At 32.9% G+C, this 9,386-nt stretch carries 11 protein-coding genes and 1 pseudogene; 3 read left to right on the plus strand and 9 right to left on the minus strand.

What is annotated here, in order from left to right; all coding sequences use genetic code 11:
* The 7 genes and pseudogenes from DCO46_RS23460 to ruvC form a co-directional block, all read right to left on the minus strand.
* Window positions 1-306: pseudogene (locus DCO46_RS23460) on the minus strand (hypothetical protein); the annotation flags it as partial.
* Window positions 307-610: 304 nt separating this feature from the next.
* A complete protein-coding gene (locus tag DCO46_RS21215; protein WP_116754477.1) occupies window positions 611-1,012 on the minus strand; it encodes a GNAT family N-acetyltransferase in 402 nt (133 codons plus the stop codon).
* A 75-nt stretch (window positions 1,013-1,087) separates the two neighbouring features.
* Window positions 1,088-1,843: a cyclase family protein gene (locus DCO46_RS21220; protein WP_116754478.1), complete on the minus strand. Its 756-nt coding sequence runs from the start codon at window positions 1,841-1,843 to the stop codon at window positions 1,088-1,090.
* Window positions 1,844-1,871: 28 nt separating this feature from the next.
* Window positions 1,872-2,837 carry a D-2-hydroxyacid dehydrogenase family protein gene (locus tag DCO46_RS21225; protein ID WP_116754479.1) on the minus strand — a complete coding sequence of 322 codons (966 nt, stop codon included), beginning with the start codon at window positions 2,835-2,837 and terminating at the stop codon, window positions 1,872-1,874.
* Window positions 2,838-2,852: 15 nt separating this feature from the next.
* On the minus strand, window positions 2,853-3,983 hold the full coding sequence (gene hemW, locus DCO46_RS21230) for a radical SAM family heme chaperone HemW (RefSeq protein WP_116754486.1): 1,131 nt from the start codon (window positions 3,981-3,983) through the stop codon (window positions 2,853-2,855).
* Between the two features lie 69 nt (window positions 3,984-4,052).
* A complete protein-coding gene (locus DCO46_RS21235; RefSeq protein WP_116754480.1) occupies window positions 4,053-4,907 on the minus strand; it encodes a hypothetical protein in 855 nt (284 codons plus the stop codon).
* 35 nt (window positions 4,908-4,942) lie between these two features.
* Window positions 4,943-5,497 carry a crossover junction endodeoxyribonuclease RuvC gene (ruvC, locus tag DCO46_RS21240; RefSeq protein WP_116754481.1) on the minus strand — a complete coding sequence of 185 codons (555 nt, stop codon included), beginning with the start codon at window positions 5,495-5,497 and terminating at the stop codon, window positions 4,943-4,945.
* Window positions 5,498-5,614: 117 nt separating this feature from the next.
* On the opposite strand from ruvC, the gene DCO46_RS21245 reads away from it, so the two are divergent.
* The gene (locus DCO46_RS21245) at window positions 5,615-6,559 is read left to right on the plus strand and encodes a lysylphosphatidylglycerol synthase domain-containing protein (protein ID WP_116754482.1); all 945 of its coding nucleotides are present in this window, start codon (window positions 5,615-5,617) and stop codon (window positions 6,557-6,559) included.
* On the plus strand, window positions 6,556-7,659 hold the full coding sequence (locus tag DCO46_RS21250; RefSeq protein WP_116754483.1) for a glycosyltransferase family 2 protein: 1,104 nt from the start codon (window positions 6,556-6,558) through the stop codon (window positions 7,657-7,659). Before DCO46_RS21245 ends, DCO46_RS21250 begins: the two co-directional genes overlap by 4 nt.
* Before the next feature lie 11 nt (window positions 7,660-7,670).
* Here the strand turns inward: DCO46_RS21250 and DCO46_RS21255 are convergent, their stop codons facing one another.
* Window positions 7,671-8,156 carry a hypothetical protein gene (locus tag DCO46_RS21255; protein ID WP_116754487.1) on the minus strand — a complete coding sequence of 162 codons (486 nt, stop codon included), beginning with the start codon at window positions 8,154-8,156 and terminating at the stop codon, window positions 7,671-7,673.
* Between the two features lie 49 nt (window positions 8,157-8,205).
* Window positions 8,206-8,436 (minus strand): hypothetical protein, encoded by a 231-nt coding sequence (locus DCO46_RS22580; RefSeq protein WP_124019591.1) that lies wholly within the window; start codon window positions 8,434-8,436, stop codon window positions 8,206-8,208.
* A 199-nt stretch (window positions 8,437-8,635) separates the two neighbouring features.
* Here DCO46_RS22580 and DCO46_RS21265 point away from each other — a divergent pair, with 199 nt between their 5' ends.
* On the plus strand, window positions 8,636-9,136 hold the full coding sequence (locus tag DCO46_RS21265) for a DUF456 domain-containing protein (protein ID WP_116754485.1): 501 nt from the start codon (window positions 8,636-8,638) through the stop codon (window positions 9,134-9,136).
* Window positions 9,137-9,386 lie beyond the last annotated feature (250 nt).

Here is a 9,386-nt window from a genome sequence, read left to right on the forward strand (position 1 = left end):
TTCCGAAAGTCTCATTTTTGAGGTTTGGAAACTGTAAATAAGGATCTTTTCCTTTATTCCAGTCTGGTAAAAAATCAGACATATTTTCGACATAAAAGCCACGGACTTTGCTATAATTAAAATTCTGAAGCCAATGCCCAAAAAAAGACGGAAGTTATAATCTGAAAAAGAAGATTTACCTTTTAAATCATTGTCATTATTAGCACCAAAAAACTTTGGAAAAAAACCATAACTAAAACCAATAAACTTATAATCAACAGTAAAGAATAACTTGTATTCGTTATTTGGAACCAGCTTTAGATTCACACTCTCTTTTGATTTTAAAAAATAAGAATCAGTCTGGGTGCTTAAGTTTGCCCTGACCATTATTTTATCGGGATAATAAATAAAATTAGCGGTATCCTTTTTACTAAAATTTTGTGCTGAAAGATTTTGAAAAAGCAGAAAAGTGAAAAACAGTAAGAGAAATGATTTTAAAAAAACCAAAATGAAAAATAGTGTTATTTAGCAGGTTTAATACTCTCATTAACTGTTTGATAGAATGTTTAATTACAAAGATATCATTTCTGTTTCATTTTGTTTTCAACAGTTTAGTTTTGTTATAAAAGAATTATTTCACCACTTTTTCCATCATTTTTTCAGGATGTGCCAATGGTGTAAAACCAAATTTCTCATATAAAAAGTGAGCATCTGTTGTTGCTAAACGCCAAATTTTTACCTCCTGAAGTTCAGGATCATTCATCATTTTTTCAATCAATAAAGAAGAATAACCGTTTCCGCGAAATTCTTCTGAAATAAAAACATCCATTAAATAGGCAAAAACGACATAATCTGTAATGACACGGGCAAAGCCAATTTGTTTACCGTTAAGATAAATTCCAAAACAAACGGAAGCATCAATTGTTCTTTGCACTTCTTCTATAGTTCTGCCGGCTGCCCAATAAATATCTTTTAAAAAATTCTGAATAAACAGAACGTCAAGTTTGTTTTTATCTTTTGAAATTTCTATCATAATTAATTGTAGATTTTAGATTTTAGAAATTAGATTTTTGCACAGAAGTAGAATCTAAATTCTACAATCTAAACTCTAAAATAGTTTATATAAAACCGGTTTGCTGGGACTGGCGTCGTTTTCAAACGAAGCGATTTGTAAATTCAGGATATAATCACCATCGCCAATTTCATCCGGAACATAAATCATTTCTGTAATTGTGGCATTTAATCTTGCGTCACTATTTAAATTTTCGGTGTTTTTTACGTTCCAGAAACCTTTATGCGCTAATAATTTCCCTTCGTCATGTTCTCTGTCAACACTTGGTAAATCGATTAGCAAATGCTGAATTTCGCTTTCGCGGATGAAGATTGCAGCATCTTCAGACAGATAAGGCGGATTTGTATTCGAATATTTTCGGGATTTTTTGTCTTTTGAATTCGGAAGCGTTCTAATCACGATTGCTTCAGGTTTTGATCCGTTTAGAGCATCAGCGATTTGATTTTTGGTAATAACCAGATCTTCACCGATGTTTTCAGGCGAAACAGTAATCAATTTTGCAAAAAAGAAGAACTGTTTTAAAGACTGATTAATGCTGTAAAATTCACGGGTGATATGTCCCAGGCATTCTGTATGTGTTCCATGCCCATGCGGATTGAAGAAAATATTATTGAAATTGGTAGATGATTTTCCCTCAGAAACTTTCCCGATCCAGTCGCCAAAAACTACAGGTTCAATGGCTGGTTTTTCAATGTACCAGGCGATCGGATTTTCATCAGTATTTGTTAATGGAATAGAGATATCAATGGGTTTTGATAAGTCAATTTCGAAGTTGTTGATTTTAGCGATCATTAGATACTGAATTTAGAATCGAATAAAATTATAACAATGCTTCTGGATTTGCAATGTTTGTTGGATTTCTATTGATATAATTAATAACATTTTCGAATGCTTTTTCAAAATAAAGTTCGTAGCTGTTTTTTTCAACATAACCTATATGAGGAGTACAAACAACATTTGGCATTTTCAATAATTCATAATCTGTATCATAAACAGGCTCTTCTTCATAAACATCTAAGCCGGCAAATCCGGGTCTGCCATTTTTTAAGGATTTAAGCAAAGCTCCTTTTTCAATTAATTCGGCACGAGCGGTATTAATTAAAACAGCATCTGGTTTCATTAAATTTAAATCAGCTTCTTTTACAATTTCGAAAGTTTGTTCATTTAGTCTGAGATGTAATGTGATTATGTCGCTTGTTGAGAAAAATTCCTCTTTAGATGCTGCTTTTTCAAATCCATCCAGAACAGCTTGATTTCTGGAAGATTCACTTCCCCAAACTAGAACATTTGCTCCAAATACATTTGCATATTTAGCAATTTGCTGCCCAATTTTTCCATATCCCCATATACCAATTTTTTTGCCGCGAATTGTTGATCCCACATTAATCTGCCATTTTCCATCTTGCATTCCTTGAATAGCTTGTGGAATCTGACGAACCGTATTTAGAATTAATGTCCAGGCAAGTTCTGATGGAGCGACTGGAGATCCAATGCCTTCCGCTACAGCAACATTGTGTTTTGTGCAGGCGTTTATGTCAAGATGATTTGATTTTTTGCCTGTCTGGCTTATTAATTTCAGCTTTGGTAACCTTGAAAGTAAGTCTTCTGTAATTTCTGTTCTTTCCCGAATTAAAATTATAATTTCAGAATCTTGTAGCAAAGCAGCTAATTTTGGAATATCTTTTTCAGTATAATTTATAACCTGAACATCTAGCCCTTTTAAAATTTTGAATGATTCAAGCTTTTTAACAGCATTTTGATAATCATCCAGGATAGTGATTTTCATAAAGAAAGTTTTTTATTACAAATCTAAATAAAATAAATCTGAAGCAATTCCATCAGTCAAAAATTTTCCTTTTAGGGTAGGTTTTAAAATATTGTTTTCTATGAAAAGCAAATCGTCGTTTAAGAATTTTTGAGATTGTTTTTTCAGGTAGTTCAAATATTCTAATCCAAATTCATTTTCAATTCTTTCCAGAGATACGCCCCAAATTGTTCGTAAACCGGTCATGATATATTCATTATAACGATCTGACAGGGTCAGGATTTCAGTTTCAATAGGAAGCTCATTGTTCTGAACCGATTTTAGGTAGAGCGAATTATTTGCAATATTCCACCCTCTCTTTTCGCCATCATAACTATGCGCAGACGGACCAATTCCGATATATTTTTTACCTAGCCAATACGCTGAATTATTTTTGGAGAAATAATTTTCCTTTCCAAAATTGGATAGTTCGTAATGAATAAAACCATTTTTTTGAAGTGTATCGACCAAAATTATAAAATGATTTGAAGCGGCTTCATCCTGAGGCTGGGCAATTTTCCCGGTTTGGATTAATTTACTCAAAGCCGTTTTGGGTTCAACCGTCAAAGCATAACTTGAAATATGCGGAATACCAAAACTCAAAGCTGTTTCGATATTTTGTTTCCACATTTCGTCACTCATTCCCGGAATTCCGTAAATTAAATCGAGTGAGATGTTATCAAAATATTTTGTGGCTTCGGCAAGACAATTTTTGGCTTCCGGCGAATTATGAGCGCGGTTCATCATTTTTAAGTCTTCTTCAAAAAAAGACTGAATGCCGATACTCAAACGGTTTACAGGGCTTTTAGATAATTCAGAAATCCTTTCTTTAGACAAATCATCAGGATTTGCTTCGAGCGTAATTTCAGGATTTTCGGCAACTTTATAATTTTGGTAAACGGTATCAATTAGAAATTGCAATTCAGAATTTTCCAAAACAGAAGGGGTTCCGCCACCAAAATAGATCGTTTCAATAACATCATTCGTAAACTCACTTTTGCGCATTACAATTTCTTTGGCCAAAGCCAAAACCATTTCTTCTTTCTTCTTCATTGAAGTTGAAAAATGAAAATCACAGTAATGGCAAGCCTGTTTGCAAAAAGGGATATGAATATAGATTCCTGACATAATAAAAAAAGAGCAAGATAAATCTTGCTCTTCAATAATCAACATTAATTAATGATAAATTATGTTTTTTTAGAATAACGGAATACCTTCTTTGAATGAACCGTTTGAAATTACAATTTTTGAATTATTTGTTGGATGAGTAGCAGTTAAACTAAATTTTCCCTCAACATAAAAATCACTAATAGTAGTATAAGTTATTGTTCCTGCTACTTCATAATTTACGTATTCTTTAGTTGTAAGATCATATTTTTGAAAAGCAACCTTAATTTCAGAATCATTTGTAAAAGTATGCGCGCCAGTTTCAGAATCATCTGGCAGGGTGATGCCAAAATTATATTCGCTGTCATTATCAATATTCAGTATTTTAACTCCATTTTCATTCGATGTACTCATCGATAAACCATGCCAGTCTTTTCCGTCTATTTTTGCAGAAGTTCCCTGATTAGGAATTAAAGGGTCTATCTCTTTGTACGAAACTTTAAATGAACCGCTCACATTGACAGATTCTGAATCCAGGTCATAACCATTTTCATATACTTTTCCGGAATACTTTACCTGTACTGTTTTGTCTGTGGTATTTAGATTCTCCAGCGTAAAAGTAAATGTGTTTGCAGTAAAGATTTCTGATGCTTCCAGATGAGGAAAGTTACTATTTGCAGTAGCTGGATTTGTTAGAGCCTGATATAAATTTCCATAAATGTTAAATTTAAAATCGATAGCCAGACCTTGAGAGGATGTTCCTAATACTTCTATAAAATCACCTTGTTTCAGAGCTTCCCAGGTGGTAACTGTTTTTGTCTCATTATTGTAGGTAAAGTTAAAATAAGATTCTTCTGATTCGTTCTCGTCTTTATTATCATCAGAAGAACAAGAGGCAATCAATGCCGTAAACAGAATAAAGGCAATAAATTTGAGTTTTGTCATTAGGTAATTTGTTAGGTTAATTTTAACAAATATAATTATTTTCTAATCTTGTCCTCATTCTGTTTCACAAAAGAATCCCAGCCCGAATAACTTTTTCCGGCAATGATCTTTCCTGAATTAAAAAAATGGCAAACAGCCGCTGCCAGACCGTCTGTTGAATCGAGGTTTTTAGGCAATTCTTTTAAACCTAAGAGTTGTTGAAGCATTTTGGCTACCTGTTCTTTACTGGCATTTCCGTTTCCGGTAATTGCCATTTTTATCTTTTTAGGCTCATATTCTGTAATCGGAATGTCTCTGGAAAGTCCCGCGGCCATGGCAACGCCCTGAGCACGTCCCAGCTTTAGCATCGATTGTACGTTTTTGCCAAAGAAAGGGGCTTCGATCGCAATTTCGTCCGGATGGTGTGTTTCGATTAATTCGATAGTCCTTTCAAAAATGATTTTAAGTTTTTGGTAATGATTGTCGTATTTGGAAAGCTGCAATTCATTCAATTGCAAAAATTCCATTTTTTTATTGATGACTTTTATCAATCCAAAACCCATAATGGTTGTTCCCGGGTCAATGCCTAATATGATGCGTTCTTTTGTCAAGTGATTTTTTGTTTCAAGTTTCAGGTTTCAGGTTTGAAGCTTCAGGTTTTTTGAAAATCAGCAATTCATTTTCTAATTTTCAAATTGCCGCATTTTCAAATTGATTACTTTTGCAGCATGATTTCAATTCCTCACAAAGCTAAACAATTCCTTGTTCTTCTGGTCAAACTTTTAATTGTTGGCGGTGCATTTTATTTTATATACAATCAGCTGGCGAATAATGATAAACTGGACTGGCAAAAATTCCTCATATTGTTCCGTAAAAACCAATCTGTTTCAGGAATAGTTTTTATTTTACTTTTGAGTGTTTTGAATCGTTATTTCGAAATTCTAAAATGGCAAAATCTTGCTAAAGTAATTCATGGAATTTCACTTGGAGAAGCTACAAAACAAGTTTTAGCCGCATTAACAGCCGGAATTTTTACACCAAACGGAGTAGGAGAGTACGCCGGAAAAGCATTGTATTATCCAAAATCAGATGCCAAAAAAGTAGTTTTCCTAAACCTGATCTGTAATGGTGTTCAAATGATTTTAACGGTCATTTTTGGTATCTTCGGATTGCTGTATTTTAATGCTGAGTTCAGTGTCATCACACCCAAAACAGTTGCGGTTTTATTTGGTGGGTTTTTATTGATTTTAGTTATTTTGTTTTCCATAAAAAAAATAAAAATAAGAGGATATTCAATAGAGAAACTTATTCATAAAATCAATGAAATTCCGAAGCCTGTTCATCAAAAAAACATCTTTTTGGGAATCTGTCGTTATTTGGTTTTTTCCCACCAATATTATTTTTTATTCCTTGCTTTTGATGTTGATCTGCCCTATTTAACTTTAATGGCTGCGGTAACATCTGTTTATTTTCTGGCTTCTTCGCTGCCTACATTTCAGTTTTTGGATTTTGCCGTAAAAGGAAGCGTTGCTATTTATTTTTTCGGAATTTTAGGCGTAAACGAGTGGATTGTTGTTTTTATTTCCACTTTAATGTGGTTTTTAAATGTTGTGCTTCCGGTTATTTTAGGAAGCTATTATGTGCTCAATTTTAAAACAAAAAACGTTGCATGAGTCTGGCTTTGTTCATCATATTAACAATTTATGTAATTACAATTGGCCTGCTTATCTATGGTTTTTTTAAGGTTAAAAAATACCAAAGCCCTAATTTAAAACCCACAACCGGTTTTACTGTAATTGTACCGTTTCGCAATGAAGAGGAAAACCTGCCGATCCTTTTAGAGAGTCTTCAAAATCTCAATTATCCTTTTGATTTATTTGAAGTTATTTTAATCGATGATGATTCTGATACAAAATTTCAAGTATTAGATTTTAGTTTTCAGCTTTCCATAATGGACAATATTCGTGTTTCAAATTCACCCAAAAAAGATGCAATCCAGACAGCAATGAAACAGGTAAAAACCGATTGGGTTATTACCACAGATGCCGACTGTGTGGTGCCGGAAAACTGGCTGTTGACTTTTGATAATTATATTCAGGAACATAATATTTCTATGTTGGCCGGAGCTGTCACTTATAATGGCGAAGATTCTTTTTTGGATCATTTTCAGCAATTGGATCTCACGAGTTTGCAGGGAGCAACAATTGGCAGTTTCGGGATAAAAAGAGCTTTTATGTGCAATGGGGCCAACTTTGCTTACAGGAAAACATTATTTGAAAAAGTAAATGGTTTTGAAGGAAACAATAAAATCGCAAGCGGAGATGATGTTTTTTTACTCCAAAAAGTTGTAAATATTTATCCGGAGCAGGTTCATTATTTAAAATCTAAAGAAGCAATTGTCAACACAAAACCCACAGAAACATGGAAATCTTTATTTCATCAGAGAGTTCGCTGGGCTGCCAAAACAGCTTCATATGAAAGTACTTTCGGAAAAGCTTTAGGATTGATTGTTTTCTTTGCCAACCTGAGTTTTGTAATTGGATTTTTACTGCTGATTTTTAGAATCAGTTCCTGGCCACTTTTTGTTTTGTTTGTCTTTTTAAAGTTTGGAATTGACTTTGTACTGCTTTCAGTAACAAATAATTTTCTGAGAAATACACGGATAAAAAGCTTGTTTTTGAGTAGTTTGCTCTATCCTTTTTTCAGTGTTGTTGTTGCTTTATACAGTTTGTCCGGTTCTTATAAATGGAAGGATCGAAAATTTAGAGTTTAAAATTTCAAAATCTACTTCGTATTCTTTTCCTTCAAAATCACGGGCAGTATAAATTGTGTTTTTACGGGAACTCCACGTTTTATTGCGGGATTTATTTTTGGAAAATCTATTAAACGCGCCTGCAAAATACTGTCAACTTTGATGGTGTCGTATGCAACAGAATCTTGTGGAAACTGCGGTGCAAACTTTATTGTAGCGTTTGGAAAAACAGTCACTTTAACCTGTATAGTATCAAGTTGGGGATAAAGAACAGCAAGAGAATCAATGTCTAATTTTTCCTGAATAAGTTGTGCCATTTTTTCAAAAAAACATTGTTGACGCAGTTTTTTTTCAGCAATTTTTTCGCAATCGGCAACAGACGGAAATTCATCCACTTCTTTCCAGTTGATAGATTTTAGTTCTTTTTGCAATAACTCTTTTTCAGACGGAATCTGCTTCTCAAAATATTGACAAGAATGTAAAAGTAAAACGAATAAAAAAAGTGAAAACTGCTTCAATGGATTAATGTTGAATTGAACTAAGAAAATCTGAGGTATAAAAATACAATTATTTTTTTTGTGAAGCTTTGTATTGCAGATATTCTTCATAACTTTCAGAAAGCCATTTTTCTTTATTTTGTACTGCAACTTGTTTTTGGTCAGGATATAAGATTGCCAGGCGATCAGAAAATGTTGCAATCTGTACAGTGTAATTGTAAAATTCAATTTTGCTTAAAACAATATTTGAATCGCTTTTGCGATTAAAGTATTCAAAGAAAAGAGCATCAAAATCTTTCATAGAAAAATTTAATATCTTTTTCTTATTACTTTTATATATACTGTCCTGTATCAACTGATCTTCTATAGGAAGCTTTTTGGTTTGCGCATGTATAGAATTATTGATTGGTAAAATCAAAAAAAAGCTTAAAAATAAAATTGCTAAAAGTCTGCACATTATAATATTACTAAATTATTGTAAGTGCAAAATTACAAAAAATATGGATTCACTATTGTTATTGCTCGGGTTTGTGTGTATGGTTGTTGGTGTTTTTGGCAGTTTCATGCCAGTTTTGCCAGGTCTCTCAAGTTGTTGGGTGGGCTTGTTGTTGCTTTATCTGACAAAGGCGGTAGAAAACAATTATTGGATTCTTGGAATTACGCTTTTTATAACCGTAATCATCACCATTCTGGATTATGTAATTCCGGCAAAAGGAACAAAAAAATTTGGCGGTAGTTCTTACGGAGTATGGGGAACAAATATTGGTTTAATTGTCGGAATACTTTCTCCAATTCCGTTTGGAGTTATTATAGGGCCATTTGTAGGGGCGTTAATAGGTGAATTGATGTACGATTCAAAGAATCATCAACGGGCTTTAAAAGCGGCAACCGGATCATTATTAGGATTCCTTGCATCAAGTTTTATTAATTTTCTGTTTTGTATTATTTATCTGGGTATTTTTATAAGTATTGTGTGGCAAAACCGAACTGTACTGTTTTAAATGTGGTATCAACATTTAAGCTTTTTCTTATTTTTTTTTTTTTTTGTTTTTTTTTTTTTTTTTGGTGTTCGTTTTTTTTTTTTTTTTTTTTTTTTGTTGTAGTGGTTGTTTTTTTTTTTTTTTTGTTTTAATATTAGCCCTTATTGTTTGGTGTTCCTTTTTTTTTTTTTCCTTTATTTCTTTTTTCTTTTTTTTAACAGATTCTCAAAATCAGCCAATGACCGGAGTATCGGTTTACGCGCCTGAATTG

The sequence above is a fragment of the Flavobacterium sp. HTF genome, from assembly GCF_003105115.1.
Lineage (GTDB): Bacteria > Bacteroidota > Bacteroidia > Flavobacteriales > Flavobacteriaceae > Flavobacterium.

Excerpts from the sequence above, each read along its gene's own strand:
- DCO46_RS21215 (WP_116754477.1), bottom strand. The coding sequence starts at position 1,012 with ATGATAGAAATTTCAAAAGATAAAAACAAACTTGACGTTCTGTTTATT.
- DCO46_RS21220 (WP_116754478.1), bottom strand. The coding sequence starts at position 1,843 with ATGATCGCTAAAATCAACAACTTCGAAATTGACTTATCAAAACCCATT.
- DCO46_RS21225 (WP_116754479.1), bottom strand. The coding sequence starts at position 2,837 with ATGAAAATCACTATCCTGGATGATTATCAAAATGCTGTTAAAAAGCTT.
- hemW (WP_116754486.1), bottom strand. The coding sequence starts at position 3,983 with ATGTCAGGAATCTATATTCATATCCCTTTTTGCAAACAGGCTTGCCAT.
- DCO46_RS21235 (WP_116754480.1), bottom strand. The coding sequence starts at position 4,907 with ATGACAAAACTCAAATTTATTGCCTTTATTCTGTTTACGGCATTGATT.
- DCO46_RS21245 (WP_116754482.1), top strand. The coding sequence starts at position 5,615 with ATGATTTCAATTCCTCACAAAGCTAAACAATTCCTTGTTCTTCTGGTC.
- DCO46_RS21250 (WP_116754483.1), top strand. The coding sequence starts at position 6,556 with ATGAGTCTGGCTTTGTTCATCATATTAACAATTTATGTAATTACAATT.
- DCO46_RS22580 (WP_124019591.1), bottom strand. The coding sequence starts at position 8,436 with ATGAAAGATTTTGATGCTCTTTTCTTTGAATACTTTAATCGCAAAAGC.
- DCO46_RS21265 (WP_116754485.1), top strand. The coding sequence starts at position 8,636 with ATGGATTCACTATTGTTATTGCTCGGGTTTGTGTGTATGGTTGTTGGT.